This window comes from Streptomyces sp. NPDC060366 (genome assembly GCF_042725135.1).
Lineage (GTDB): Bacteria > Actinomycetota > Actinomycetes > Streptomycetales > Streptomycetaceae > Streptomyces.
Window position 1 is genome coordinate 853,103 of sequence record NZ_JBHXDC010000002.1, and the last position, 25,767, is coordinate 878,869.

The window sequence follows — 25,767 nt, forward strand, 5'->3', positions numbered from 1 at the left end:
GGCTGTCAACGAGAAGAACCCGCCCGGACGTGGCGTCCGGACGGGAACTTCGAGATGTGGAGCTAAGGAGAATTGAACTCCTGACCTCCTGCATGCCATGCAGGCGCTCTACCAACTGAGCTATAGCCCCTTGCGATGTGCCGCACTCCGGGCATCCCCTCGGCGGCGGTGCCAACATTACACGGTCCCTCGGGCCCACCGCCAAATCGTTTCCGTTATGCACCGATAGGACTGCTACTGTCACCCTTCGTGACCGTATCCACTCCCGTGCTCACGCGAGTGACCGCCGTCAGGCGGTCCGTCCTCGCAGGCGCCGGTGTCTGTCTGTTGTCCTTCGCGGGATTCTGGATCGCGCAGCGCCTCGCCGCGGTCTCGATGATCGACCTGATGGTCTACCGGGCCGAGGGCCGTACGGTGCTCGACGGGCTCGACCTCTACGCGATGCGCGCGACCCGGGCGGGTCTCCCGACGACGTATCCGCCGTTCGCGGCGCTGCTGTTCACGCCGCTGACCCTGCTGCCCGTCCCCGAGATGCGCACCCTCGCCACGGCGGGCAATCTTCTGCTCCTCGTGGCGTTCGTCCACCTCTCACTGAGGCTGACGTTCCGGGACGCGGTACGGCCCGGCGCCGCCCTGTGGGTGGCCGCGGTCGCCGTCTGGTGCGAGCCGGTGTGGACGACCCTGCGCTACGGGCAGATCAATCTGCTGATCGGTGTGGCCGTCCTGTGGGACCTCACCCGCCGTGGTGGCCACCGCTGGGCGGGCGTCGGCATCGGTCTCGCCGCGGCGATCAAACTCACGCCGGCACTCTTCGCCGTCATGCTGCTGATCACCGGTCTGCTGCGGTTCCGCGAGGCCGGCTGGAACCCCTGGCTGCGGCAGGCCGCCGTGTCGGTGGGCACGTTCCTCGCCGCGACCGTGGCGTCGGCGGTCGTCCTGCCGGCGGACTCCTACCGCTTCTGGACCGAGATCGTCTTCCGCGCGGACCGGGTGGGGCGCGTGGAGGGCGCCGCGAACCAGTCGCTGCGGGGCGTGTTCGCACGGGTCCTGCACACCGTCGATCCCTCGCACTGGTGGCTCCCCGTGGCCACGGTGGTGGCCGTGGCCGGGCTGGCCGTCGCGGTGACCGCGGCCCGTCGAGGGAGGACGGCGGAGGCCACCGTCGCCTGCGCGGCCACGGCGCTGCTGATCAGCCCGATCTCCTGGTCGCACCACTGGGTGTGGTGCGTGCCGACGGTGCTGCTCCTGGTGGCGCACGGCAGGACGGAGTGGGCGGTGGCGGTCGGGGTGGGCTTCTGGTCGTACGCCCTGTGGCGGGTACCGCACGGCGCCGTCGAACGGCTTGAACTCGCCCAGAGCCGACCGCAGATGGTGCTCACGGCGATCTATCCGACGATGGCGCTGGGGGTGCTGGTGTATCTGGCGGTCGCCGACCGGAAGGAGCGGGCGCCCGGGGGTTACGCGGTGGCGAAGGAGTAGAAGCGCTTGAGCGTGCAGTGCTCGTCCAGGAGGCGGCCGTAGATGGGCTCGCCCTCCAGCTCCCGGTAGGTCTCGATGGGATCGCCTTTTATGATGAGCGCGCGGGCGCACTCCTCGCACCAGTACTGGAACGAGACGTTGAGCGGATCCATGTCACGGACGATGGGCGTGCCGCTGCCGCACCAGTCGCATTTTCTCCTGTGCGCACCCATCACTCAGCTCCAGCTGTGGCCGCAGGCCGTGCACACGTAGGAAACTCCGCCGTTGTCGCCGAGTACTTGGGCCACATGGAACGAACCGCACGACGGACAGCTCAGGCCGGTGGCCGACTCCGCCGCCGCGAGCAGATCACCGACCTGGTCGATGCTGCTGGCGGGCATCGCGCTCTCTCCTCCCCGTCCGGGCCGTCGTCCCCCTCCGGCCGTCCGATTCTGTCATGGCATGGCAAGGAGGGCAGCATGATCAGGCCGGGCCGTTACCTTCCGGCGTACGGCGCCGGCGCCCGAGACCGGGACCGGCCACCGCGCCGAGAACCGCGGCGGCGGCCAGGGCCGGCGTGCAGGCCCACAGGGCCTCGCCCGAGGCGACAGGACCGGGCCCGTCCAGCCCGGCGAGGAAGAGCGTGCCGAAGATCGCGACGCCGATCACCTGACCGAGCTGGGCCACGGTCACCAGCAGCCCGCTGGCGTCCGCCGCGTCCTCCTTACGTACGTGGGCGAGCGCGCCGGTCAGCGTGGGGCTGAAGCCGAGCGACAGACCGACGCCCATGCCCAGGAGCGCCGCATACATCCACACCCCGCCGTCGCCGCCGTCGCGCAGCACCTGTCCGACGGCCGGCGCGGACAGCGCGGTGAGGACGAACCCGCCCGGTATCAGCCTCCTTTGGAGGCGGGCGGGCCATTTGCGCCAGGTCAGGCCGACAGCTCCGAAGACGACGGCCGTCGGCGCGAAGGTGAGCCCGGTGCGCAGCGCGCTGTGACCGAGGCCGCCCTGGAGGTGCAGGGTGAGGACGAACAGGAAGCCGGAGTTGACCGCCATCGCCATGGTGATCCGCAGGGCCGCGCGGCCCATTCCGGGGATACGCAGCACCCGCGGCGCGATGAGCGGGGCGCCGCCGCGTCGGGCGAGCCGGGACTCGTGGTTGAGGAAGGCGCCGAAGGACAGGGCGCAGGCCCCGAGCGACAGCCCGGTCCACAGCGGCCAGTCCTGCTCCTGCCCGAGGACCAGCGGGACGGTGAACAGCGAGACGGCGGCGGCCAGCAGCACGAGACCCGGCAGGTCCAGGGCGCGGGTCCGCCCGCCCGACGCGGGACGGTCGTCAGGCAGGACTCGCGCGCCGATGACGAGCAGCGCCAGACCGACGGGGACGTTCACCAGGAACACCGGCCGCCAGCCCATCCCAAGGAGGTCGGCGCTCACCAGCAGTCCGCCGACGACCTGGCCGGTCGCCGCGCCGGTGGCCAGCACCGCCGCGTACGCGCCCAGCGCCCGCATCCGCCGCTCGTCCGCGAATTCACGCTGGATGAGACTGAGCACCTGCGGGATCATCAGAGCCGCGCCGGCGCCCTGCACCAGCCGGAAGGCGATCAACTGGCCGGTGCCCGCGGCCAGTCCACAGGCGAGCGAGGCCGCGGTGAACAGGGCCAGCCCACCGAGATACGCGTGGCGGTGACCCAGCAGTGCGCCGACCCGCGAGCCGGTGATCAGCAGGACCGCGTACGTGATGGTGTAGCCGGCGATGACCAGCTGCAACCCGGCCCCGGAGGCGCCGAGTTCGGTACGGATCGTGGGCGCGGCCACATTGACGATGAAGGTGTCGAGCAGGGCCATGAACTGTGCGGCGAGCACGACGCCGAGCAGCGGGCCAGGCCGTCTGTCGGTGCCACCGGCTTTACTGGGTGTCGGGGCGTGGGATGAGGTGGTCGTCATGACCGGGAGCCTCACCCGGTTCGGACACCGGTGCCGAGAGCCTCCTGATACGGGTACCGGCAGCACCTGGCAACAGCCGGGCGGGCAACGCACGATGGGGGCGTGACGACGATGACGGTGGCACCCGCGACGGGTCGACGGCGCAGACCCCAGCTGGCCGCGTTCCTCCGCAGCCGGCGGGCGCGCGTGACACCGGCGGACGTCGGGATGCCGCCGGGGCTGCGCCGCCGCACTCCCGGTCTGCGGCGCGAGGAGGTCGCCCAGCTCTCCGGTGTCGGGGTGACCTGGTACACCTGGCTGGAGCAGGGCCGTCCCATCAACGCGTCGGCGCAGGTGCTCGACGCGGTGGCGCGCACGCTCCGGCTCGACCAGACCGAGCGCGCGCATCTCTACCAACTGGCGGAGGTGCCGTACGCACCGGACCGGGAGGCCGACGCGCACACCGTCGACGCCGAGGTCCAAGGCATCGTCGACGCGCTCGACCCGCATCCGGCCGTCGTCTACAACGCGCGCTACGACATCCTGACCGCCAACGCCGCCTACCGCGATCTCTTCGACCTCGAGGTGCTGCGGGACATCGGGGTGCGCAATGTGCTGTGGATGCTCTTCGCCGTGCCGGAGCCCGACTGTCCGCTGGTCTTCCGGGACGTGGAGCTGCCGGTGATGGTGGCCACGCTGCGCGGCGCGTACGGACGGCATGTGGGCGAGCCCGCGTGGGAGTCGTTCGTACGGCGCCTCTCGGCGGCCAGCCCCTACTTCGCCGAGCTGTGGTCGAGCGGCGACGTGGTGCCGCCCGGCCCCCGGGTGAAGACCTTCCGGCACGCGGCCGTCGGCGAGATACGGATGACGTCGGTGTCACTGTCGATCGACGGGATGCCGGATCGTCGTCTACACGCCGGACGACCCGGAGAGCGCGCGGCGGACGGCCGCCCTGCGGGAGCTGCGCCCACAACGAGAAATCCCGCCCTCTTGACGAGGACGGGATTCGTAGTGTGGAGATTTGTGGAGCTAAGGAGAATTGAACTCCTGACCTCCTGCATGCCATGCAGGCGCTCTACCAACTGAGCTATAGCCCCTCGTGTTCCTGGCGCTCCGCGCTCTGAACAAGAAGAACTTTAGCCTGCGATCAGCCGGAAAGTGAAATCCTCTCCGACAAGGTCCGGCAGCCCCCGGCCGCCGCCGCACAGCCGTCGTTCAACCGCCGCTCCGTCGTCGCTCAGTCGTCGTCGCCGAGCACCGGCTCGGGGAGCGTCCCCGCGTTGTGCTCCTGAAGACGCCAGCCGCGCGCGCCCTCGCCCAGGACGGACCAGCAGCAGTTGGAGAGCCCGCCGAGACCTTCCCAGTGATGCGCCTCGAGACCGAGCAGCCGGCCGATCGTCGTGCGGATCGTGCCGCCGTGGCTGACCACGACGAGCGTGCCACCGTCGGGGAGTTTGTCCGCGTGGTGGAGCACGACGGGCGCGGCCCGGTCGGCGACCTCGGTCTCCAGCTCGCCGCCCCCGCGCCGTACGGGCTCACCGCGCTTCCACGCCAGATACTGCTCGCCGAACCGCTCCACGATCTCCTCGTGGGTCAGGCCCTGCCAGGCGCCCGCGTAGGTCTCGCGGAGCGCGGAGTCGTAACTGACGGCGACCCCGGTCAGCGAGGCCAGCTCGTTGGCCGTGGCCACGACCCGCTGGAGGTCTGAGGCGACGATCGCGTCCGGCCGGAGCGAGGCCAGCAGCCGGGCGGAGCGACGCGCCTGCGCGACGCCGTCCGCCGTCAGCTCGATGTCCGTCGTGCCCTGGAAGCGGCGCTCCAGGTTCCAGGACGTCTGGCCGTGCCTCCACAGAATGACGCGGCGGCCTCTGCCGCCTTTGCTGCCGTTCAGCTCAGCTCACCGTCCATGGAACCGTTCACCTCGGCGTGCTCGGCGCCCTTGCCACGGGTCTTGACCGCGTCCTCCGGCAGCGGCAGCTCCGGGCAGTCCTTCCAGAGGCGCTCGAGCGCGTAGAAGACCCGCTCCTCGCTGTGCTGGACGTGGACCACGATGTCGACGTAGTCCAGGAGGATCCAGCGGGCGTCACGGTCGCCCTCACGGCGCACCGGCTTGGCGCCGAGCTCCTTGTTGAGACGCTCCTCGATCTCGTCCACGATCGACTTGACCTGGCGGTCGTTGGGAGCGGAGGCGAGCAGGAACGCGTCGGTGATCGACAGCACGTCACTGACGTCGTACGCGATGATGTCGTGCGCGAGCCGGTCTGCTGCCGCCTGAGCGGCGGCGTTGATGAGCTCGATGGAGCGGTCCGTGGCGGTCACAGGCGATGCTTTCGTCGGCGGTCTGGAGACCCCAAGGGTCTCACGGACCGCCGACAAGCCGACGCAGCCTTTTGATCAGCCGCTTTCGTAGTCTCCACCGAGGGTGACCGAGACATCGGCGTTGGGCGCGGCCTTGCCCTTCTTGACCGCGCTCACCGGCAGCCCGAGGGTCTTGGCGACCTCTTCCGCCTGCGCCTTGTTCTTGGCGTCACCATAGGTGACCTGCGACGACGCGGCCGGATCGGCCGTACCGCCGTCGACGAAGGTGTAGCCGCCGTTGATGATCGAGACCCGCGCGGCGTCCCTGTCCGCCTTGTCGCCCGTGGCGTTCTTCACACCGACCCGCAGGGCGGCGCCCTGCTCGGGTGCGCTGACGGTGCCGCCGAGGATGTCCTTGACGACAGTCTCGGTCGCCTTCTCACCGAGGCTGCCGTCCTCGGCGACGGGCAGGACCGTCGTCTTGTAGTCGCCGACCTTGGCGTGCGCCGCGAGGCTCGCCAGGGCCGCGCCCAGATCCTGCTCGGTCATCGGCGGTTCGAGGATCTGCGCCAGGGTCTCGACGGTGATCGTCGCGCCCTTCGGGTCCTCGGAGATCTTCCGCAGGACGCCCTGCATGACCGCGCCGAAGCGCTCCAACTGCTTGACCTCGGACTCACCGGTGCCGAGGTACGTGGCGTACGCGACGGCCGCCTGGCCGTTCAGCGACTGTTCCTCGCCCTTCGTCACCAGCGGGTCCTCGCCCTTCTTGGCGGCCGGGACCTCGGCGTTCGTGGTGATGTCGATGTTGCCGACCAGCTCGACCAGGTTCTCCAGATACGGGGTGTCGAGCCGCCAGGTGCCGGAGATCTTGGTGCCGAGCAGGGTGTCGACGGACTCGCGGGTGGACTGGGAGCCGCTGTCGGCGATGGACTTGGCGAGGGTGCCGGTGGTGCCGGTCTCCCCGTCGGCCACGGCGAGGGAGTTGGGCAGCAGGACGGTGGTGCCCTGCTTGGTCGTCGCGTTGTTGACGAGCAGCGCCGTGGAGGTGTCCTTGTTCTTGGTGTTGTGCAGATTCACCATGATCACGTCGCGCTTCTGCGGCCCGGTGGCGGTGTTCTGCTTCTTCTCGTCCGCCGAGAGGCCGGGGAGCTTGCCCGCGTACCAGAGGTAGCCGACGCCGCCGGCGACCACCAGCGCCATGACGACGACCAGGGCGACGACACGGCTACGGCCGCGGCGGCGGGCCTCCTCGCGGCGCTCGGAGCGGCTTTCGGTGAACTTGAGCCAGTCGATGACGTCTTCGGAGTCGGCGTCCGGCTCTTCTATGAAGGAGAACTGCTCGGTCTTGTACTCGCCGTCGGGCGCGGACCGCCGCTGCCCGGGCACGGCGGGCTCGGGAGCCGGGGCGGGTGGGGCGGCGGGAGCGGCCACGGGCTCTTCGACCGGCGCGGACTGCTGCTGCTGGTGTTGTTGCTGCTGCTGCTGCTGCTGCTGCTGCTGCGGAATGTTCCACTGCGTCGTGTCGACGGCCGCCGGCTGCTGCCCGGTGTCGTAGCCGTAACCCTGCTGCTGTTGCTGATGTTGCTGCTGCGCGTACGGGTCGTACGGAGCCTGCTGCTGGCCGTACGGGTCGTAGCCGTAACCCTGTTGCTGCGTGTACGGGTCGTACTGCTGCGCCTGGGGCTGCTGTTGTTGCTGTGGCTCCTGCTGCTGTTGCTGCTGCTGGTACACCGGCTGCCCGTACTCGTCGTAGCCCACGATCTGCGGCTGCTGGTAATACGGGTCGTACGGGTCGTACGGCTGCTGGTCGTTCACCGGTGCCCCTCTCCGCGGCTCATTCGCCGCGGTACAACTGGCGCTTGTCGATGTAGCGCACCACACCGTCCGGCACCAGATACCAGACCGGATCGCCCTGCGCGACCCTTCCCCGGCAGTCGGTCGACGAGATCGCGAGCGCGGGCACCTCCACCAACGAGACGCCGCCCTTGGGCAGTCCGTCGTCCGTCAGATCGTGTCCGGGCCGGGTGACACCGATGAAGTGGGCCAGCGCGAACAGCTCTTCGGCGTCCCGCCAGCTGAGGATCTGGGACAGCGCGTCCGCCCCGGTGATGAAGAAGAGATCCGCGTCGCCGTGCAGGGAGTGCAGATCCCGCAGCGTATCGGTGGTGTAGGTCTTGCCGCCACGGTCGATGTCGATACGGCTGACCGAGAACTGCGGGTTGGAAGCCGTCGCGATGACCGTCATCAGATAGCGGTCCTCCGCCGGAGAGACCGCCGACTGGCTCTTCTGCCACGGCTGTCCCGTCGGTACGAACACCACCTCGTCGAGGTCGAACAGCGCGGCCACCTCGCTGGCCGCCACCAGGTGCCCGTGGTGGATCGGGTCGAACGTCCCGCCCATCACGCCGAGACGGCGCCTGGCGCCGCCCTTCGCGCCGACGGACGGCACTTCCTGCTCTCCCATGCCTGCGGAGCCTACCGGCACGGCGTTACGGCTCCGTCTCAGCGATCGCGGTTGAAGCGGGTGGTGATCCACAGTGCCAGAAGCAGCGCGAACAGGGCGCCACCGCCCGTGAGGTACGCGTTGAGGCTCTCGTGGTTGCCGCCGTGCTCGCCGCCCTCGGCGGCGACGGTGACCAGGTTGGCTGCGGTGCTGTAGAGGCTCATCTTCGGCAGGACCTATTCGATCGGGGGCGGAGACTTCGCGCACATCGTATGCGGGCCCTTCGGGCACCCTCACGCCGACTCGGACGTTGTTGTCGACGACGGCGCACCGCGGCCCACTCACAACCGTATCCGCAGCACATACGGTGGGGCCTGTCAGGGGGACGAGCCGACGACTCGTACGAACAGGGGATTTCCATGACCGAAGACAGCCACGAGGCAGCCAGTCACGAGAATGTGCCGAGCCGGCAGCGCAAGCGCTTCCCCGGTATCTCCTCCCGGGCGTACGAACATCCCGCGGACCGCTCGGCCCTGGTCGCGCTGCGCAAGCTGAGCGGTTTCGACACGGTCTTCAAGGCGATGAGCGCCCTGCTGCCGGAGCGCAGCCTGCGCCTTCTCTTCCTCTCCGACTCGGTGCGGGTCAGCGACGTGCAGTTCGCGCATCTGCACACGATGCTGCTCGACGCCTGTTACATCCTGGACCTGGAGAAGGTCCCCACGATGTACGTCGCGCAGAACCCGATGCCCAACGCGATGTGCATCGGTCTCGACGAGCCGATCATCGTGGTCAACACGGGTCTCGTCGAGCTGCTGGACGAGGAGGAGATGCGGGCGGTCGTCGGTCACGAGGTGGGCCACGCGCTGTCCGGGCACTCCGTCTACCGCACGATCCTGCTGTTCCTCACGAATCTCGCGCTCAAGGTCGCCTGGATCCCGCTCGGCAATGTCGCGATCATGGCGATCGTCTCGGCCCTGCGCGAGTGGTTCCGCAAGTCGGAGCTGTCGGCGGACCGGGCGGGGCTGCTCGTCGGCCAGGACCCCCAGGCGTCGATGCGCGGTCTGATGAAGATCGCGGGCGGCAATCATCTGCACGAGATGAACGTCGACGCGTTCCTGGAGCAGGCGGCGGAGTACGAGGCGGGGGGCGATCTGCGCGACTCCGTGCTCAAGATCCTCAACGTCCTGCCGCGTACGCACCCGTTCACGACGGTGCGCGCCGCCGAGCTGAAGAAGTGGGGCGAGAGCCGGGACTTCCAGCGGATCATGGACGGGCACTACCCGCGTCGTACGGAGGACAAGGACACGTCGGTCAGCGACTCGATCCGTGACTCCGCCTCGCACTACGCGGACACGGTCCGCACGAGCAAGGACCCGCTGATGAAGCTGGTCGGCGACATCGCGGGCGGCGCGGGCGATCTGGGCGGCAAGCTCCGGGACCGGTTCACGGGCAACGGTGGTGGCGGCGGCAACAGCGGCGGCAACAGCGGCGGAAACGGCGGCGGCGGGGCCAACGGCGCAGGCTCCGAGGGCAACGGCGGCAGGTCGGCGGACGACGACGGCAAGTAGCCACCGCACGGCCGAGGCGTCGAGAAGGACGCTCTCTAACCGCCGGGCTGCGCGCGGCTGTCCAGCACGCCGCACAGTCCGGCGGTCGGCGGTCCCGTCGCGTACGGATCGGTTCCCGCCGGACCCGCCGGCTTCGCCCTGGCACCCGCCAGCAGCGGCGTCAGCGTGCTCGACGCCTCCGTCGAGCACGCCTGCGGTCCCGCCTGGACCTGGCTGGTCAGCAGCTCGGCCCGGTGTCCGGGCAGATCGTCGCGGTCGAAGCGGAAGTGCAGTGTCCGGCGGACGGTGAACAGCGAGGCGCCCTGCTTCGCCGTCTCCCCCGCCGACTGCCCTGCCGGGCGCAGCGCGTAGACGAAGGTGTGGTCCGACATCACGTCGATCGTGCCGGGCGTCGACTCCGCGAAGCGGAGCGTGCCCTGGACGTGTACGGCCGAGTCGGCGAGCGCCACCTTCGCCGGGTCGAAGCGCACCAGCCAGCCTGCGGGCGCGTGTCTGCCGTCGTCGGCGGGATCGGCGAAGCTCGCGTCGAACTGTGCGCGCTGTTCGGGGTCCAGCAGCGTCCGCACCGAGCGCCGCTCGGCGCCGGTGAGGACGTCCGGGTCGACGGACGAGGCGACGAGGTAGTCCTTCGCGGTGGTCAGCGCGGTCATCACCTCGTTCTCCGTGAAGTGCGGTGTCCGCCGGGCCAGGGGCAGTGGGATCCCCGAGGCTCCCGTGGGGAATTTCGCCGCGGGGCTCTGTCTCAGCAGTCTCTCGGGGTCGTCGCCCGGCACCGCGCCGGCCGGGGCGAGCGGAATGACCGTCATACGCAGCGGTTCCGCCGATCGGGTGACCGCGGGCCGGTAGGGGGGCCGGACACCGACGTATACGGCGGTGCCGAAGGCCACGGCGATCACCAGCACCAGCAGCAGTACCTGGAGGGATCCCCTCCGGGGAGTCAGCGAGCCCGCGCCGGGCTTCTCGGCGGGGTCACGGCGGCGTACGGCGTGGGAGTGGTCGCCCATGCGTTCCTTGGCGGAGAACTCCTGGAGCCGGGCAGCACGGACGAACGATTCGTCGAAGACGACGGACCGGTACTCGTCATCGCCACCGCCGGGTGTTCCCTCAGGCGTGCCCTCGGGTGGGTCTCCGCGCGCTGCCATACCTTCAGGTTAGGTCGGCCGGGCCGAACATAAACGCGGGCGGCGTCCTCAAGAGCGACCCCCGCCACGGAGCGTCACAGCACTCGACGGCGGGGGCACGGGGCTCACGGACTGCTGCGTGGCACGGCCGAGACCTCGGGGACCGAGTACTCCGTCGAGGACGCGGATCCGCCTCCGTCGCGCGAGCTGTCCAGGCCGGTCGTGGCGGGCGGTGGCACCCGGTCCTGGCGGTTGCCCGAGGCGCCCCGGTAGACGGCGGTGAACGCGAGGGCGACCATCCCGATGCCCATCACCACCGCGAGGATCCAGGCGACGGGCCGGTGCCAGCGGGCGCTGCCCCGGTAGGGGCGCAGAGCGCCGCCGTGGCGTCCGTACGGGCCGAAGTCGCCGTGCGGGTCGTCCGGGTCGTACGCGGCGTCGTAGGGCCGTCGGTCGCCGTACTCGCCCGCCGGGCCGAAGCCGTCCTCGTAGCGGTCGTCGTCGGACGAGCCGCCGTAGGAGCGCGCGCGGGCCGCCTCGGCGTCGGCGCGCGCCTGCGCGGCGGCCAGCAGCCGCTCGACGGCGGTCGGTTCATGAATGGGTGCGGACCGGATGAAGTCCTCGTCGAACACCACGGAGGCGAAGTCCTCGTCCGCGCCTCCGCGGTCGTCGTCGGGCTCCCAGCCGTCCGGGAACGGCTTGCCCCCCACGTCGTCCGGCACCTTCTCAGAGTAGACCGGGGAGGCCGTTTTCGGCAGAGACAGCGGAGATTCCCCCGAATTCCGCCGCACGGCTACCGTGTGTGACCGTCACCCGTCACGATGTACTTGGTCGAGGTCAGCTCCGGCAGTCCCATCGGTCCCCGCGCGTGCAGTTTCTGGGTCGAGATGCCGATCTCGGCGCCGAAGCCGAACTGGCCGCCGTCCGTGAACCGCGTCGACACATTGACCGCGACCGTCGTGGAGTCGACCAACTGGGTGAATCGGCGGGCCGCCGCCTGCGAGGTGGTGACGATGGCCTCGGTGTGACCGGAGGACCAGAGCCGGATGTGGGCGACGGCCGCGTCGAGCGAGTCGACCACGGCGGCGGCGATGTCGTACGACAGGTACTCGGTCTCCCAGTCCTCGGCGGTGGCCGCCACGACGGTGGCCTTCGTACCGCCGGCCGCCTCCGCGAACTCCAGCACCCGCTCGTCGGCGTGCACGGTGACTCCGGCCTCGGCGAGCGCGTCCAGCGCGCGCGGCAGGAACGCGGCGGCGATGTCGTGGTGGACGAGGAGCGTCTCGGCGGCGTTGCAGACGCTGGGGCGCTGCGCCTTGGAGTTGATGAGGATCTCGACGGCCATGTCGAGGTCGGTCTCGGCGTCCACGTAGACGTGGCAGTTACCGGTGCCGGTCTCGATGACGGGGACGGTGGACTCCTCCACGACGGTGCGGATCAGCGAGGCGCCGCCGCGCGGGATCAGCACGTCGACCAGCCCGCGGGCACGCATCAGTTCACGTACGGAGTCGCGGTTCTCGCCGGGTACCAGCTGGACGGCGTCGGCCGGCAGCCCGGCCCCGCCGACGGCGTCGCGCAGCACGCGCACGAGCGCGGTGTTGGAGGAGTACGCGGAGGACGAGCCGCGCAGCAGTACGGCGTTGCCGGACTTCAGGCAGAGCGCCGCCGCGTCCACGGTGACATTGGGCCGGGCCTCGTAGATGATCCCGACCACGCCGAGCGGGACGCGCACCTGGCGCAGGTCGATCCCGTTGGGGAGCGTCGATCCGCGCACGACCTCGCCGACCGGATCGGGCAGCGCGGCCACGTCCCGTACGTCGGCGGCGATCGCCCGCACCCGCTCGGGTGTCAGCGTCAGCCGGTCGATGATCGCCTCGCTGGTGCCCGCTTCCCTGGCACGCTCGACGTCCTCGCCGTTCGCCTTGATGATCTCCTGCGTACGGACTTCCAGGGCGTCGGCGATCGCCAGCAGCGCGTCGTCCTTGACCGCGCGCGGCAGTGGGGCGAGGTCCGCGGCAGCGGAGCGGGCGCGGTAGGCGGTCCTGGTGACCGGTGTCAGGTTGTCGTACGGCGAGAGCGAGGTCATGCCCGCAGAGTAATGCGCGCGCCGCGGGCACTTCCCCCGTATCCCGTACTGCGAGACGGCCGCGACCTCTCCGGTGTAGGGCGCGGCCCTTCGGGTCAGAACGGGTGGACGCCCACCGGCGCGGCGGGCGGCGGGCCGTAGCCCTCCGCGATGCGCAGATGGTAGGTCTCCCGGTCGATGACTTCGAGACCGACGATCTCCCAGGGAGGCAGCCTGGCGCTCGACCGGTGCTCGCCCCAGAGCCGCAGCGCGACCGCCGCCGCGTCGTGCAGATCCCTGGCCTCTTCCCAGTAGCGGATCTCCGCGTGATCGTTCGCGTATCTGCTGGTCAGCAGGAACGGATGGTCGTGGGCGAGCTGTTCGAGGCCCCGTCTGACCTCGGTGAGCGGCGCCTCGGAACCCGACACGCTGAGCGTGATGTGCCAGAGCTTCGACACCGCGCGGTCCTCGCCGCGCGCCTGTGTCCTGCGGGACGTGCCCGGATCCTGTACGTCGTCGAAGTCGTCGAAGTCCGGCCCCGCTCCGACGCTGGTCAGCGTCCGCTCTTCCCCCGCGGCCCTCCGGGCGTGCAAGGTGCCTCCTCCTGACCCGAGGGACCCCGCCCCCGGGCGCGTTCGTCTCACCGGCGGCCTCCTGTTGCTGCGTCGTCCTACTGCTACCCCGCCTCGTACCCCTGAGACAAAGTTGACCAGCCCGGGACGGGGCATGGGGTGCTTTCGGTAAAGGTCCCTTCCAAAAAACCGGACTTTCAGCCGTTTCAGGGGAGGGTCACGGATGCAGGATGACCAGATCGTCCCTGTGTACGACCTCCCGCTCGTAGGCGGGCCCCAGATCCCGCGCGAGATCCCGGGTGGAGCGGCCGAGGAGCTGGGGAATCTCCTTGGCGTCGAAGTTGACCAGGCCACGGGCCACGGCCCGGCCCGCCGTGTCGCGCAGTTCGACCGGGTCACCCGCGCTGAACTCGCCCTCGACCGAGGCGATCCCGGCCGGCAGCAGCGACGTACGGCGCTCCACGACGGCCCGTACGGCGCCTTCGTCGAGGGTCAGCGCGCCCTGCGGCGTGGACGCGTGGGCGAGCCAGAGCAGCCGGTCGGCCGACCGGCGCCCGGTTCGGCCGAAGTACGTACCCGTGTCGCGGCCGGCGAGGGCGTCGCCCGCGCGCCCGGCCGACGTCAGTACGACGGGGATGCCCGCGGCGGCGGCGATCCTGGCCGCCTCGACCTTGGTGACCATGCCGCCGGTGCCGAGTCCGGCCTTGCCCGCGCTGCCCATGGAGACGCCGACCAGGTCGGCGGGGCCGTCGACGCGTGCGATCCGTGCGGCGCCCGGCTTGGCGGGGTCGCCGTCGTAGAGACCGTCGACGTCCGAGAGCAGGACGAGCAGGTCGGCGCGGACGAGATGGGCGACGAGCGCGGCCAGCCGGTCGTTGTCGCCGAAGCGGATCTCCTCGGTGGCGACGGTGTCGTTCTCGTTGACGACCGGGACGGTGCCCATGGTGAGCAACTGGTCGAGGGTGCGGTAGGCGTTGCGGTAGTGGGAGCGGCGGCTGGTGTCGTCGGTGGTGAGCAGGACCTGGCCGACGCGCAGCCCGTAGCGCGAGAAGGACGAGGCGTAGCGGGCGACGAGCAGCCCCTGTCCGACGCTGGCCGCCGCCTGCTGGCGGGCGAGGTCGCGGGGGCGGCGGGCGAGGCCGAGTGGGGCGAGGCCGGCGGCGATGGCGCCGCTGGAGACGAGCACGATCTCCTTCTCGCCGCCGCCGCGGGCCTTGGCGAGTACGTCGACGAGGGCGTCGACGCGGTCGGCGTCGAGCCCGCCGGAGGCGGTGGTGAGCGAGGAGGAGCCGACCTTGACGACGATCCTGCGGGCTTGCGTTACGTACTGCCTTGCCACTGTCACGGGCCGAATCTATGCCAGCGGGCCTCGTCGGCGCGCGGTCGTTTCACGCGCTGGACAGCGCCGGACAGCGCGCCGGACGGGCTTGTGCAAGCCCGTCCGGCGGTTGAAGGACGCACAGCGCGTCCGGGGGATCGAGGACGGCCGCGTCAGCGCGCGACCGGGGCCTGCGCGCCGTTCGGCTCCGTGGCGTCGGCCGCGACCTTCGCCGCCTCGGGGTCGGCGGCGGGCTCGCGCTCCGGCTCCGTGCCGGGCTGCTCCTGGGCGCTCAGCCGCTGCTGCACGCCGACGTTACGGGCCACGGCCTTGGCGCCCAGGGCGGCCACGGCGGCGTTGAACTGCTGGATCGACGTCGGCTCGTCGGGCCCGAGCAGATACGTCTTCAGCTCACGCCTGGCCGTCGCCAGCCGGTCGGCCGCCGGATCGGCGACCGCCTTCAGCAGCTCGTCCAGTTCCGCCGCGCTGTTGGACAGGACGACGGCGGCCCGTACGGCGGTGTTCTGCCGCTTGAACTCCTCCACACCGAGCTGCGCGGAGTCGGTCACGGCGTACGGCTTGCCGCTCGCGATGAAGTCCGACACGACGCTGGAGATGTCCGAAACCATGCCGTCGGACTGGTTGAAGCAGTCGTACAGCTTGGGCTCGGCGCCCGTGACGACCTTGTGCTCCCACCAGCCGAACGTGCGCCAGTACGCGTCGTTCCACTCGGCCCGCAGCGCCTTCGCCCGGTCCAGGCGCTCCGGGTCGGCGAGCGAGACGCGCGACTCCTCCGACTCGTCGCCGCCGGAGCGGCCGGGTGCGGTGAGCGCGGCCAGTTGACCCTCGATACGGGTCAACTCGGCGCGGGCGGCGGCCTGTCCGGCCTGCGCGTCGGCGGACTCCTTCGTCCAGCGGGGTTCGGCGGCGCGGGCCACGTTCGCGGCGTTCACCATCGCGGTGATCCGGTCGTGGACGGCCTTGGCCTTCTTGTCGCGGATGCCGGTGAAGGGGTGCGGCTTGTAGATGACCCGGACGGGCTTCTCGGCCTTCAGCAGCCGCTTGACGATGTTCTCGCCGGCCAGCAGGAGCGAGGTGTTGCCGGGGTTGTCGTCCCAGCCCTCCCAGGTGGGGGCGTACAGGATCGTCGGTACGGGCTGTCCGGGCGTGCCCGAGCCGGTCTGGATCGGTGCGAGCTGCGGGCGGCCGACCTCGACGATGTCGTCGTCACGGACGCCGACGTCGGCGAGCGCGTACCGGTCGCGGCCGGCCCGGCCCGCGGTCCACACCTCGTCGTACACCTTGCTGAACGGGTTGACGCTGGCGATCTTGTCGCTGTCGCCGTGGCCGATGAAGACGTGCTTCATGGTCGGCACGCGCAGCAGGTGGATGTTCTTGCCGACGTTGGCCGCGTAGAGCGCGACCTGGACCGACGACAGGTCGAGGTTCATCAGGTGCGTGCCGCCGGGGACGCAGAGCACCGGCAGCCAGGTCGGGGCGAGTTGGGTCATGATGGCCCGCTCGCGCAGCACGACCAGCGGCCGGCCCTCGGACTGCTCCAGGGTCTCCAGCCACATGTTGACCTGGTAGGCGGACTCCTTGGAGCCGGAGAAGTACAGGACCACCGAAGGCTGGTACTCCCGCAGCCAGTTGTCGACGGCGCCGAGGACCGCGGGCGGCGTGGGCACGCGGCGGCTGCGGCGCAGGTACGGCACGAGCAGCAGGATGTAGACGAGGCCGAGGACGAGGGTGATGCCGAGTCCCGCGTAGCCGTAGGCGTCGGTGCCGGTCTCGGCGGCGGCGAGCAGTCCGGCGATCGCGAACACGTCGAGGTGGAGCATCTTCTCGGCGGAGCGGTTCACCAGGTAGTTCGGCGGGGCGTCCGGGATGCGCAGGGCGTGCAGGTCCACGTTGCGGGCGACGACCGGCATGCCGCGGCGCAGCCGGATCAGCGTCGCCAGCGCGCCCTGGGGGGCCTGGAGGCCGTAGAAGAGCAGGAAGCCGGCGACCGCCGCGTAGAACAGGGGCTGTTCGGCCAGGTCCATCCGGGCCAGGAGCAGCACGAGCAGCAACTGGCGCACCAGGAAGCGGATCGACAGCCCGGCCCGGACCTTGTTGAGCCGGTTGATGAGATAGCTGTTCCGCTGATGCAGGAATCGGTCCGCGCCGTAGGTCACGGCACAGGCCGCCGCGAAGAACCAGAGGTTCGGGATCAGCGCTGCGAGCATGACGCACGGGTATCCCAGCCCCAGCAGGGCGGCCGCGGCCAGCTCGGCTCGGCTGCCCACGCGGGCCAGGCGGATGGCGGTCGAAATCACGAAGAACCTGCTCCAGGAGAGGGTGCCGGTTATTTCACAGTTGGCGGGAATTGTGAAGCCGGGGCTTCACGCACACGGGCCTCTGCAATTCACCGAATAGGTGAACGCAAAGGCCCGTAAATGCAAACTTGTCGAGAATTATTACACATCTTCCTGACGGTCAAGGACCGAGGCCAGCGCCTGCTCGAATCCCGAGCCGGCGGCGGAGGCCTCCCGTGTCGGGTCCTGCTGGCGCACGTCGATCACATGGCCGGTGAGTTCGGAGAGCAGAACGTCGAGCGACGTGCGGGCCACGGCCTCGGAGGAGAGCAGCGAGCCCGCGGGCTCGGTGCCGAACGCCTTGGTGCGCATCGGGGTCGCGGTGCGTTCCGGATTGACGCAATTCACCCGGATGCCGTCCCCGGCCCATTCGTCCGAGAGGGCCTGGGTGAGATTCACCATGGCCGCCTTGGTCGATGAATAAAGGCTGTATTCGGCGCGGCCGCGGGTGTAGCTGCTCGATGTGTACAGGAGCAGCTGGCCCTTGGTCTCGGCCAGATACTTGTAGGAGGCGCGGGCGATCTGGACGGGCGCCAGGTAATTGACGTTCAGTGCTTCCTGAATCGTCGTGTTGTCCGTCTCGGCCAGCTTGCCGATACGCAGTACGCCCGCCGTGTTGATCACGTAGTCGATCCGGCCGGTCGCCGAGTACGCCTTCGACAGCGCGTCGTCGACGTGCTCCGGGTTCTCGACATGGGTGCCGGTGGTGGAGCGGCCCAGCGCGTAGACCTTCGCGCCGTACTGCTCGGCGAGGGCGGCGATGTCGGCGCCGATGCCGTACGAACCACCGAAGACCACCAGCGTCTTGCCGGAGAGCAGTTCGCGGTAGGCCGCCTCGTCCGCCTGGACGGGGGCGGCGGTGGAGGCGAGCTGGAACAGCTTGTCGGCGATGAAGACGTCGACCGGCTGCGTCACCTTCATGTTGTACTCGTCGCCCGCGACCACATAGATCGGCACGTCGGGCAGGTAGCGCAGGACCACCGAACAGTCGTCGGTGGCCTGGAAGTTGGGGTCGCCCGCGGCGATCTCGTACGCCTTGCGGATCGTGGACAGCTTGAACGCCTGGGGCGTCTGGCCGCGCCGCAGCCGTGAGCGGTCGGGAACCTCGGTGATGAACTCGCCGTCGCCGCCGTGGGTGCGGGTCACGATGATGGTGTCGGCGGAGGGGATCGCGACGTCGACCGCCTCGTAGCGGTCGAGCGCGTCCACACAGTCCTTGATGACACGCTGTGACAGAAGCGGACGGACCGCGTCATGGAACAGGACGTTGCGGTCCTCACCCTCGGCGAGGCCCTCGCCGAGGGCCGAGATGGCACGCTCGGTGGTCTCGTTCCGGGTCTGGCCGCCCTCGATGACCTTCGTGACCTTGGTGAGACCGGCCTTGGCGACGATCTTCTCCACGTCGGGCACGAAACCCGGTGCCATCAGCACGATCACGTCGTCGATCGAGTCGGACTGCTCGAAGATCGACAGCGTGTGCTCGATGACAGCCTTCCCCGCGATCTTCAGCAGCTGCTTGGGGATCGACAGGCCCACGCGCTGGCCGGTACCACCGGCGAGCACGACTGCCGTGGTGCGGGGATGGGCTGCATGCGGCACAGACACAGAACGACCTACCTTGAGATGAGTGGGGGACGCTGTGATGGTCGCACTCTCCGTGACCGTCTCGCAAGGCGGACGCCGGATACCCCTCACCCACAGGAAACCATCTGTTCACCCTCTGGCCAGCCACATTGGGTCGGCATCCGGCCAAGTGCGGCGTGACCGACACCACATCGGCACGCCGAACCGGTATGTACCTCCACGGGACCTCTACTTCGCGTCCGCTATTTCGCGATCGCGGTGTAAGTACTACGTAAGGGAAATCCCCTGCTCGTCGGCTGTTTCCGCTGTTACCGCTGTTTCCGCGCTATTTCCGCGGTGCGTCCGCCACGTTGACGATGAGGTCGTTGGTCCCCATGTACATGATCCGCACCCGGACCCACTGGGCCGGCCGGCTCCTCAGTTTACGGACCACTCTGCGCAACGGTCCCCAGGGCCTGCTCTTGCGTACTTCCGTGACCGGGTACTCGTAGATCGGCCGCTTCTCCACGACGTCGTCGAGCACCCGCGCGACCTTCACCGGCGCCGCGTCCGGGGCGTACTTCAGCAGCAGGTCCCACGACTCCGACCTGGCGATCTGCCGCCCGGCCGGCCCCGAGACGGGGAAGGTGAAGCGGAATCCGCGCTCCCCCTGCCGGCTGCCCGCGTACGTCAACTCCTCGGTGGGCTTGCCCCGTCTGCGTACCACCAGTGACGGATCCTGGGCCATCACGCCGGCGCCGAACAGCTCACCCGCGACCGTGATGCGCTTGCCGTCGACCCGGATGTCACCGGCCTCCGCGTGGATCGGCCGGACCCATGAGCGGAGCGCGAGCTGCTTCTGGGGGCGGGTCGCGTACGGGACGAGGTTGTGGACGGGCTCGCCGCCCCGCGCGCGTTCGCAGGCGCTCATCGCGCCGCGCTGGTCGATGGAGCGGGCGGCGATCCGCACCCGCCGTCCGGATTCCGGGAGTTCGGCGAAGCACTCCCAGACACCCTCGGTGAACGCGGCGTCCGCCGGAATCGTGACCGTGCCGTTGCCGGACATCGGGAAGACACGCTCCTGGGTACGGATGTCGGAGCGCACACAGACCAGCTTCAGGCCCTCGTGGACGACCGCCGCGGCCTGCGGGGCGACGAGGGAGAAGGCCACCGCGCCACCGGACTCGACCACGCAGTCGGCGACCGGCGCGAAGTCGCCCACGGCCGCGCGCTGGGCGGAGACGGTCCGCAGCTCGCCGAAGAGCTCCTCGTACTTCTTGGCGACCTGGCCGGGGTCGAACCGTGAGGCGTTCTTCACGGCCGCCGCGCTCATCCGGCGGCGCAGCGGCTCGTCGTCGATGAGGGTGAGCAGGGCGCGCGCGACGGCGTCTGGGTCCGAGACGGGCACCAACAGGCCGTCCACACCGGGCTGGAGGATCTCCCGGGGGCCGTAGTCGCAGTCGCTGCTGACGACGGGCAGGCCGCAGCGCATGGCCTCCACGAGGGTCATGCCGAACGACTCGTGGCGCGAGGTGGACGCGGCGATGGCGCCCTTCGCCCACTCCGGCTCGATGGGCGAGACCGAGCCCATCAGACGCACGCTGTTGTAGAGGCCGAGCTTGTCGATCTGCTTACGGAGGTTCTCCTTCTCCGGGCCCCCGCCGTAGATCCTCAGGTCCCACTCCGGGCGCTCGGCGACGACCTTGGCGAAGGCGTCGACGAGCACGCTGTACTGCTTCTCGGAGGACAGCCGGCCGGCGGCGACGATCGTGGTGCCGGAGCCCGTGGAGGGCTCGATCGACGGCTCGGGCACGCTGTTGGAGATGGCGAGCACCCGGGTCGCGGGCAGTGGCATCTGCGCGCGGTAGACGGCGGCGTCGCCCTCGGAGACGGTGACGTAGGCGTCGAGCGCGTCGATGTGCTGGTACATCTCGTTGCGCAGCGCGGGCTTGTGGTGGTTGTACGTCATGTGCTCCTGGCCGATGAGCACCGCGCTCGAAGGGGCGAACTGGGCGACGTACGCGGCGAGTCCGGGTCTGGTCCCGATGACGACGTCGGCGTCCGAGTCCGCGTAGTGGTCCCTGACCCGCTCGTCGGTCAGCTTGCTGTACTCGCGGTAGCGCGCCTCGTTGCGCGGGAAGTACTCGGCGGGCTGGAGATGGAGCGGATGGTCCTTCTCGTACGCCGGGGACTCCTTCCAGGTGTGGATGAGCGGCACGAGGGTGATGCGGGGGTCGACGTCGAAGAGCGGGACGGGCCGGTGCCGGAAGACCGAGACGATCTCCACCTCATGCTGCTCGGCGAACTCCTCCGCGAGGTTCAGCGTGGTGCGGATGGTGCCGCCGATGCCATAGATGGTGTGGATGAGGAAGGAGATCTTCATCAACGCTCCGTTCGGTGTTCGGAATCCCGGGCGGTCATTCCCAAGTTCCCCTTCAGGTCCGGACGGGTTCACGCGGCCCCCTGGCCGCCCCCACATGCAAGACGGGCGAAGCCGACCGACGGTTGTGCGAGCACTTGAAAAGAAACCGCATGACTCATTATTCCGCCCATATCACGCAATACCCGTAGATCGCTTTCGGCCAACCCGCGCGTCGCGCGCTGCCGCACGCGACGAAAGCCGCGGCCCGCTCCGGATGGAGCGGACCGCGGCTCTGTTACGTGCGGCGCCGGACTGGCCGGCGAAGGCGGACGGGGGTGAACCGGGGGCGCGACAGCGCGTGACACGCCGGTCACTGCTCGAAAACGACCCTTACGGAACGGGGTCCGAGTCGAAAGAAATCCACCCCGGAACCGCTAGAACGGCTTGAAGTCGTCGTACTCCTTGTCCGATTCGTCCCGCTCCGCGTCCCGGTCCCTGCGCCGTACGGCGGCCGGCCGCGGCACTTCGAGCCGGTGGTCCTCGCCGCGCCGCCCGAGCATCTCGGCGCCGGCCATCACGGTCGGCTCCCAGTCGAAGACGACCGCGTCCTCCTCGGGGCCGATCGCCACGCCGTCGCCGGAGCGGGCCCCGGCCTTCACCAGCTCGCTCTCGACACCGAGCCGGCTGAGCCGGTCCGCGAGATAGCCGACCGCCTCGTCGTTGCTGAAGTCGGTCTGCCTGACCCAGCGTTCGGGCTTCTCGCCGCGTACGCGGTACAGGCCGTCCTCCTCCAGTGAGACGGTGAAGCCCGAGTCGTCGACCGCCTTCGGCCGGATGACGACCCTGGTCGCCTCCTCCACGGGCTTCGCCGCGCGCTGGGCGGCGATGATCTCGGCGAGCGCGAAGGAGAGCTCCTTGAGGCCGGTACGGGCCACCGCGGACACCTCGTACACGCGCAGGCCGCGCGCCTCCAGCTCGGGACGGATCATCTCGGCCAGATCCAGGCCGTCCGGGATGTCGATCTTGTTGAGGACCGCGATGCGCGGGCGGTCGTCGAGACCGCCGTACTGCTTCAGCTCCTCCTCGATCATGTCGAGGTCGGAGATGGGGTCGCGATCGGACTCCAGCGTGGCGGTGTCCAGGATGTGTACGAGTACCGAGCAGCGCTCCACATGGCGCAGGAACTCCAGGCCGAGGCCGCGGCCCTGGCTGGCGCCCGGGATCAGACCGGGGACGTCCGCGATGGTGTAGACGGTCGAGCCCGCGGTGACGACGCCCAGGTTGGGGACGAGCGTCGTGAACGGGTAGTCGGCGATCTTGGGCTTGGCGGCGGAGAGCACGGAGATCAGCGACGACTTGCCGGCGCTCGGATAGCCGACGAGCGCGATGTCGGCGACGGTCTTGAGCTCCAGGACGATGTCGCCGGAGCGGCCGGGCTCACCGAGGAGCGCGAAGCCGGGGGCCTTGCGGCGGGCGGAGGCGAGAGCGGCGTTGCCGAGACCGCCGCGGCCGCCTTCGGCGGCGACGAAGGTGGTGCCCTGGCCGACGAGGTCGGCGAGCACGTTGCCCTTCTTGTCGAGGATGACCGTGCCGTCCGGGACGGGCAGGACGAGGTCCTGGCCGTCCTTGCCGGAACGGTTGGCGCCCTCGCCGGGCCTGCCGTTGGTGGCCTTGCGGTGCGGCGAGTGGTGGTACTCGAGCAGCGTGGTCACCGACTGGTCGACGACCAGGATGACGTCGCCGCCACGGCCGCCGGTGCCGCCGTCGGGGCCGCCGAGGGGCTTGAACTTCTCCCGGTGCACGGAGGCGCAGCCGTGGCCTCCGCTACCCGCGGCGACATGCAGCTCGACGCGGTCCACGAAGGTGGTCATGGTGGTGCCTCCAGTACATACGAAAAAGCCTTGTGAACACGCGTTCGCGCGTACACGGGTTACAACAAGCGAAGGGCGGACCCGCTTCCCCTACGGGAAGTGAGGTCCGCCCTCGCGAGAAACCGATCGAAATCGCTCTACGGGTACCGAATTTACTCGGCGACCGGAACGATGTTCACGACCTTGCGGCCACGGTGGGTGCCGAACTCGACCGCACCGGCGGCGAGCGCGAACAGCGTGTCGTCGCCACCACGGCCCACACCCGAACCGGGGTGGAAGTGGGTGCCACGCTGGCGGACGAGGATCTCACCGGCGAGCACGACCTGACCGCCGAAGCGCTTCACGCCGAGCCGCTGAGCGTTCGAGTCGCGCCCGTTACGGGTGGACGATGCGCCCTTCTTGTGTGCCATGTCTCCTCAGTCCCTTACTTCTTCGCGGCCGCGGGAATAGCGGTGACCTTGATCGCCGTGTACTGCTGGCGGTGACCCTGGCGACGGCGGTAACCGGTCTTGTTCTTGTAGCGAAGGATGTCGATCTTCGCGCCCTTGTGGTGGTCCACGACCTCGGCGGTGACCTTGATGCCGTCCAGGACCCACGGGTCGCTGGTCACGGCGTCGCCGTCGACCACGAGCAGGGTCGAGAGCTCGACCGTGTCGCCAACCTTGGCAGTGGGAATCTTGTCAACCTCAACGATGTCGTCAACAGCAACCTTGTGCTGACGACCACCGCTGCGCACGATGGCGTACACGCGGATCTCACTCTCGCTCGGAACGGAACTCCTGAAGCCAGCCGCTCACGGGACCCGGGGGCCCCGCTGCATCCGGATTGGACGAGCGGCCTCCGCCGACGGCGTCGAGGACAGCCACCGGAAGGTGAGGTGCTCAGGAGGGTTGGCGCGCACAGAAACACGCCGACGGTCAAGAGTACGGGGCGGCCGGGTGGGGGGTCAAACCAGGTGGGGGCCAGGACACCCCCTAGGGTGTCGTGATGGTCTCCCCCCTGTCGCCGGCCCGGACCGGGACCCCGGCATCCGACTCCGCTCCCGCCGGTGGCGGTGCCGGCGGCGTCGAGAGGGATCCGTTCTTCGACAACGCGAAGTACCTGGCCATCGTCCTGGTCGCCGTCGGGCACTCGTGGGAGCCGATGCCGGGCAGTGGGCGGGTGGTCGAGGCCCTCTACACCTTCGTGTACGCGTTCCACATGCCCGTCTTCATCGTGATCGCGGGCTACTTCTCGCGCGGCTTCGACATGAGCCCGAAGCGGGTGTGGCGGCTGGTCACCGGGGTCCTGGTGCCATACGCCGTCTTCGAGGTGGCGTACACGCTCTTCCACCGCGCGGTGGAAGCCCCGGGCTTTCCGCTGACGCCCGCGGACCCGTACTGGATCCTCTGGTTCCTGCCCGCCCTGTTCCTGTGGCGGATCACGACACCGTTCTGGCAGCTGGTCCGGTGGCCGGTGCCCCTGTCCCTGGCCGTGGCCGCGCTGGCGTCCATGTCGACCGGGATCGGCGACGACCTCCAGCTCATGCGCGTCCTTCAGTTCCTGCCGTTCTTCGTCCTCGGACTGCGGCTGCGCCCCGAACACTTCGCGTATCTGCGCCGCACCTGGGTGCGGGTCGCCGCGCTGCCCGTCAGTGTGGTCGCCCTGCTGGCGGCGTACTGGTCGGTCCCGCGCGCCACCACCTCGTGGCTCTTCAGGAGCTACAGCGCCCGCGAGCTCGACGAGCCGGTCTGGACGGGCGCGGTGATGACCCTGCTGCTGTTCGCCGCGGCGCTCGTGCTGGGCGCGTGCTTCCTGGCCTGGGTCCCGCGCCGCCGCCTGTGGATGACCGCGCTGGGCGCCGGCACGCTCTACGGCTACCTGCTGCACGGTTTCTTCATCCGCGGCGCGCGCTATCTCGGCGGTTACGACGACCCCTTCCTCGAAACCCCGTCGGGCCGGATCGCGGTGACCCTGGCCGCCGCGCTGCTGGTGACGGCGCTGTGCACACCTCCGGTACGCCGGGTGTTCCGGTGCGTCGTGGAGCCGAGGATGCGATGGGCGCTGCGCCGGAGCGACAGCAAGGCGTAGGCGCCCCCGCTCCCCCGTCCCGCCCCCCGTCGCGAGGCCTGTGCTCGCCGTCGGCGGACGTGCGCCGCGACGTATGCTCAACCGTCGGAAACTTGCTCGGAAATCCGAAAGGCGACAGCGTGAACTACAGGGTCCAGCCAACCGCCCAGGTCGACGAGACCGCGGTGGTCGGTGACGGCAGCAGCGTCTGGGAGCTCGCGCAGATCCGGGAGAACGCGCGCCTGGGTGTGAACTGTGTCGTGGGGCGTGGCGCCTACGTCGGGACCGGGGTGCGGATCGGTGACAACGTCAAGATCCAGAACTACGCGCTGGTGTACGAGCCCGCCGAGCTGGCCGACGGTGTCTTCATCGGGCCCGCCGTCGTCCTCACCAATGATCTGAACCCCCGCTCCGTGGACCCCGACGGCAAGCTCAAGCGCGGCTCCGACTGGGAGGCCGTCGGTGTGAAGATCGCGGAGGGTGCCTCGCTGGGCGCCCGGTCGGTCTGTGTCGCGCCCGTGCGGATCGGCCGCTGGGCGATGATCGCCGCCGGGGCCGTCGTCACGCAGGACGTGCCGGACTTCGGGCTGGTCGTGGGGGTTCCGGCCCGCCGGATCGGCTGGGTCGGGCGGACCGGCGTGAAGCTCGTCGCGCGGGACGGGGAGCCCGGAGTGTGGGAGTGCCCCAGGACCGGCGCGCTGCACGACGAGAAGGACGGCGTCCTGACGGAGCGGCTCACGAGCACCGTCTGAACCGCACGCGTACGCAGAACCCGTCACACATCAGACCGCCA

23 protein-coding genes, 2 tRNA genes and 1 pseudogene are annotated in these 25,767 nt (G+C 69.8%); 5 read left to right on the forward strand and 21 right to left on the reverse strand.

Features of this window, described 5'->3' with window-relative positions:
- Nucleotides 1-57 precede the first annotated feature (57 nt).
- A tRNA-Ala gene (locus tag ACFWHU_RS08470) sits at nt 58-130 on the reverse strand.
- A 119-nt stretch (nt 131-249) separates the two neighbouring features.
- Between ACFWHU_RS08470 and ACFWHU_RS08475 the strand changes: the two genes are divergently transcribed.
- A complete protein-coding gene (locus tag ACFWHU_RS08475) occupies nt 250-1,479 on the forward strand; it encodes a glycosyltransferase 87 family protein (RefSeq protein ID WP_387224404.1) in 1,230 nt (409 codons plus the stop codon).
- On the opposite strand, the gene ACFWHU_RS08480 is transcribed toward ACFWHU_RS08475, so the two are convergent.
- The 3 genes from ACFWHU_RS08480 to ACFWHU_RS08490 all read right to left on the reverse strand — a co-directional run bounded on the left by ACFWHU_RS08480 (nt 1,458) and on the right by ACFWHU_RS08490 (nt 3,408).
- The gene (locus ACFWHU_RS08480; RefSeq protein ID WP_385795198.1) at nt 1,458-1,691 is read right to left on the reverse strand and encodes a hypothetical protein; all 234 of its coding nucleotides are present in this window, start codon (nt 1,689-1,691) and stop codon (nt 1,458-1,460) included. The two genes, ACFWHU_RS08475 and ACFWHU_RS08480, sit on opposite strands and share 22 nt — an antisense overlap.
- Before the next feature lie 3 nt (nt 1,692-1,694).
- Nucleotides 1,695-1,859, reverse strand: a complete 165-nt coding sequence (locus ACFWHU_RS08485; protein WP_355178390.1) for a hypothetical protein — start codon at nt 1,857-1,859, stop codon at nt 1,695-1,697.
- Nucleotides 1,860-1,941: 82 nt separating this feature from the next.
- Complete coding sequence (locus ACFWHU_RS08490; RefSeq protein WP_387224405.1) at nt 1,942-3,408, reverse strand: MFS transporter; 1,467 nt, start codon at nt 3,406-3,408, stop codon at nt 1,942-1,944.
- A 111-nt stretch (nt 3,409-3,519) separates the two neighbouring features.
- Here ACFWHU_RS08490 and ACFWHU_RS08495 point away from each other — a divergent pair.
- A pseudogene (locus ACFWHU_RS08495) lies at nt 3,520-4,381 on the forward strand (helix-turn-helix transcriptional regulator).
- A gap of 30 nt (nt 4,382-4,411) precedes the next feature.
- Here the strand turns inward: ACFWHU_RS08495 and ACFWHU_RS08500 are convergent.
- From ACFWHU_RS08500 to ACFWHU_RS08525, 6 genes are all read right to left on the reverse strand, one after another.
- Nucleotides 4,412-4,484, reverse strand: a tRNA-Ala gene (locus tag ACFWHU_RS08500).
- A 140-nt stretch (nt 4,485-4,624) separates the two neighbouring features.
- Nucleotides 4,625-5,278: a histidine phosphatase family protein gene (locus ACFWHU_RS08505; RefSeq protein ID WP_385795345.1), complete on the reverse strand. Its 654-nt coding sequence runs from the start codon at nt 5,276-5,278 to the stop codon at nt 4,625-4,627.
- Nucleotides 5,275-5,706: a ribosome silencing factor gene (gene rsfS / locus ACFWHU_RS08510; protein WP_385795205.1), complete on the reverse strand. Its 432-nt coding sequence runs from the start codon at nt 5,704-5,706 to the stop codon at nt 5,275-5,277. The genes ACFWHU_RS08505 and rsfS overlap by 4 nt, the downstream gene beginning before the upstream one ends.
- A 75-nt stretch (nt 5,707-5,781) precedes the next feature.
- Nucleotides 5,782-7,500 (reverse strand): LCP family protein, encoded by a 1,719-nt coding sequence (locus ACFWHU_RS08515; RefSeq protein ID WP_387224406.1) that lies wholly within the window; start codon nt 7,498-7,500, stop codon nt 5,782-5,784.
- A 19-nt stretch (nt 7,501-7,519) separates the two neighbouring features.
- Entirely contained in the window at nt 7,520-8,149 is a 630-nt protein-coding gene (nadD, locus tag ACFWHU_RS08520; RefSeq protein WP_387224407.1) for a nicotinate-nucleotide adenylyltransferase, read from the reverse strand.
- A 38-nt stretch (nt 8,150-8,187) separates the two neighbouring features.
- The gene (locus ACFWHU_RS08525) at nt 8,188-8,352 is read right to left on the reverse strand and encodes a hypothetical protein (RefSeq protein ID WP_385795214.1); all 165 of its coding nucleotides are present in this window, start codon (nt 8,350-8,352) and stop codon (nt 8,188-8,190) included.
- Nucleotides 8,353-8,547: 195 nt separating this feature from the next.
- Between ACFWHU_RS08525 and ACFWHU_RS08530 the strand changes: the two genes are divergently transcribed.
- The gene (locus ACFWHU_RS08530; RefSeq protein WP_387224408.1) at nt 8,548-9,696 is read left to right on the forward strand and encodes a M48 family metallopeptidase; all 1,149 of its coding nucleotides are present in this window, start codon (nt 8,548-8,550) and stop codon (nt 9,694-9,696) included.
- 35 nt (nt 9,697-9,731) lie between these two features.
- On the opposite strand, the gene ACFWHU_RS08535 is transcribed toward ACFWHU_RS08530, so the two are convergent.
- The 11 genes from ACFWHU_RS08535 to rplU all read right to left on the reverse strand — a co-directional run bounded on the left by ACFWHU_RS08535 (nt 9,732) and on the right by rplU (nt 23,673).
- Complete coding sequence (locus ACFWHU_RS08535) at nt 9,732-10,838, reverse strand: hypothetical protein (protein ID WP_385795220.1); 1,107 nt, start codon at nt 10,836-10,838, stop codon at nt 9,732-9,734.
- A 104-nt stretch (nt 10,839-10,942) separates the two neighbouring features.
- Nucleotides 10,943-11,539, reverse strand: coding sequence for a hypothetical protein (locus tag ACFWHU_RS08540; RefSeq protein WP_387224409.1), 597 nt, complete (start codon nt 11,537-11,539; stop codon nt 10,943-10,945).
- A 71-nt stretch (nt 11,540-11,610) separates the two neighbouring features.
- On the reverse strand, nt 11,611-12,903 hold the full coding sequence (locus ACFWHU_RS08545; RefSeq protein WP_385795225.1) for a glutamate-5-semialdehyde dehydrogenase: 1,293 nt from the start codon (nt 12,901-12,903) through the stop codon (nt 11,611-11,613).
- A gap of 95 nt (nt 12,904-12,998) precedes the next feature.
- The gene (locus ACFWHU_RS08550) at nt 12,999-13,526 is read right to left on the reverse strand and encodes a hypothetical protein (protein ID WP_355178399.1); all 528 of its coding nucleotides are present in this window, start codon (nt 13,524-13,526) and stop codon (nt 12,999-13,001) included.
- A 145-nt stretch (nt 13,527-13,671) separates the two neighbouring features.
- Nucleotides 13,672-14,799 (reverse strand): glutamate 5-kinase, encoded by a 1,128-nt coding sequence (gene proB / locus ACFWHU_RS08555; RefSeq protein WP_078077381.1) that lies wholly within the window; start codon nt 14,797-14,799, stop codon nt 13,672-13,674.
- Nucleotides 14,800-14,945: 146 nt separating this feature from the next.
- Complete coding sequence (locus tag ACFWHU_RS08560; RefSeq protein WP_385795229.1) at nt 14,946-17,090, reverse strand: hypothetical protein; 2,145 nt, start codon at nt 17,088-17,090, stop codon at nt 14,946-14,948.
- A 141-nt stretch (nt 17,091-17,231) separates the two neighbouring features.
- Nucleotides 17,232-18,734, reverse strand: a complete 1,503-nt coding sequence (locus ACFWHU_RS08565; RefSeq protein WP_355178405.1) for a bifunctional cytidylyltransferase/SDR family oxidoreductase — start codon at nt 18,732-18,734, stop codon at nt 17,232-17,234.
- A 304-nt stretch (nt 18,735-19,038) separates the two neighbouring features.
- On the reverse strand, nt 19,039-21,075 hold the full coding sequence (locus tag ACFWHU_RS08570; protein ID WP_385795232.1) for a glycosyltransferase family 4 protein: 2,037 nt from the start codon (nt 21,073-21,075) through the stop codon (nt 19,039-19,041).
- A 413-nt stretch (nt 21,076-21,488) separates the two neighbouring features.
- Nucleotides 21,489-22,925 (reverse strand): GTPase ObgE, encoded by a 1,437-nt coding sequence (gene obgE / locus ACFWHU_RS08575; RefSeq protein ID WP_385795236.1) that lies wholly within the window; start codon nt 22,923-22,925, stop codon nt 21,489-21,491.
- Nucleotides 22,926-23,077: 152 nt separating this feature from the next.
- A complete protein-coding gene (gene rpmA / locus ACFWHU_RS08580; protein ID WP_385795239.1) occupies nt 23,078-23,335 on the reverse strand; it encodes a 50S ribosomal protein L27 in 258 nt (85 codons plus the stop codon).
- A gap of 14 nt (nt 23,336-23,349) precedes the next feature.
- A complete protein-coding gene (gene rplU, locus ACFWHU_RS08585) occupies nt 23,350-23,673 on the reverse strand; it encodes a 50S ribosomal protein L21 (protein WP_147873018.1) in 324 nt (107 codons plus the stop codon).
- Between the two features lie 239 nt (nt 23,674-23,912).
- On the opposite strand from rplU, the gene ACFWHU_RS08590 reads away from it, so the two are divergent.
- Both ACFWHU_RS08590 and ACFWHU_RS08595 read left to right on the forward strand, forming a co-directional pair.
- Nucleotides 23,913-24,995 (forward strand): acyltransferase family protein, encoded by a 1,083-nt coding sequence (locus tag ACFWHU_RS08590; protein WP_387224410.1) that lies wholly within the window; start codon nt 23,913-23,915, stop codon nt 24,993-24,995.
- A gap of 119 nt (nt 24,996-25,114) precedes the next feature.
- Nucleotides 25,115-25,726 (forward strand): acyltransferase, encoded by a 612-nt coding sequence (locus ACFWHU_RS08595; protein WP_385795242.1) that lies wholly within the window; start codon nt 25,115-25,117, stop codon nt 25,724-25,726.
- Nucleotides 25,727-25,767 lie beyond the last annotated feature (41 nt).

What these genes read in the sequence shown, in the direction of transcription:
- obgE (WP_385795236.1), bottom strand. Translation starts at nt 22,925, where the DNA reads ATGACCACCTTCGTGGACCGCGTCGAGCTGCATGTCGCCGCGGGTAGC.
- nadD (WP_387224407.1), bottom strand. Translation starts at nt 8,149, where the DNA reads ATGGGAGAGCAGGAAGTGCCGTCCGTCGGCGCGAAGGGCGGCGCCAGG.
- ACFWHU_RS08480 (WP_385795198.1), bottom strand. Translation starts at nt 1,691, where the DNA reads ATGGGTGCGCACAGGAGAAAATGCGACTGGTGCGGCAGCGGCACGCCC.
- ACFWHU_RS08490 (WP_387224405.1), bottom strand. Translation starts at nt 3,408, where the DNA reads ATGACGACCACCTCATCCCACGCCCCGACACCCAGTAAAGCCGGTGGC.
- ACFWHU_RS08485 (WP_355178390.1), bottom strand. Translation starts at nt 1,859, where the DNA reads ATGCCCGCCAGCAGCATCGACCAGGTCGGTGATCTGCTCGCGGCGGCG.
- rpmA (WP_385795239.1), bottom strand. Translation starts at nt 23,335, where the DNA reads ATGGCACACAAGAAGGGCGCATCGTCCACCCGTAACGGGCGCGACTCG.
- ACFWHU_RS08545 (WP_385795225.1), bottom strand. Translation starts at nt 12,903, where the DNA reads ATGACCTCGCTCTCGCCGTACGACAACCTGACACCGGTCACCAGGACC.
- ACFWHU_RS08525 (WP_385795214.1), bottom strand. Translation starts at nt 8,352, where the DNA reads ATGAGCCTCTACAGCACCGCAGCCAACCTGGTCACCGTCGCCGCCGAG.
- ACFWHU_RS08570 (WP_385795232.1), bottom strand. Translation starts at nt 21,075, where the DNA reads ATGAAGATCTCCTTCCTCATCCACACCATCTATGGCATCGGCGGCACC.
- ACFWHU_RS08590 (WP_387224410.1), top strand. Translation starts at nt 23,913, where the DNA reads ATGGTCTCCCCCCTGTCGCCGGCCCGGACCGGGACCCCGGCATCCGAC.
- ACFWHU_RS08530 (WP_387224408.1), top strand. Translation starts at nt 8,548, where the DNA reads ATGACCGAAGACAGCCACGAGGCAGCCAGTCACGAGAATGTGCCGAGC.
- ACFWHU_RS08535 (WP_385795220.1), bottom strand. Translation starts at nt 10,838, where the DNA reads ATGGCAGCGCGCGGAGACCCACCCGAGGGCACGCCTGAGGGAACACCC.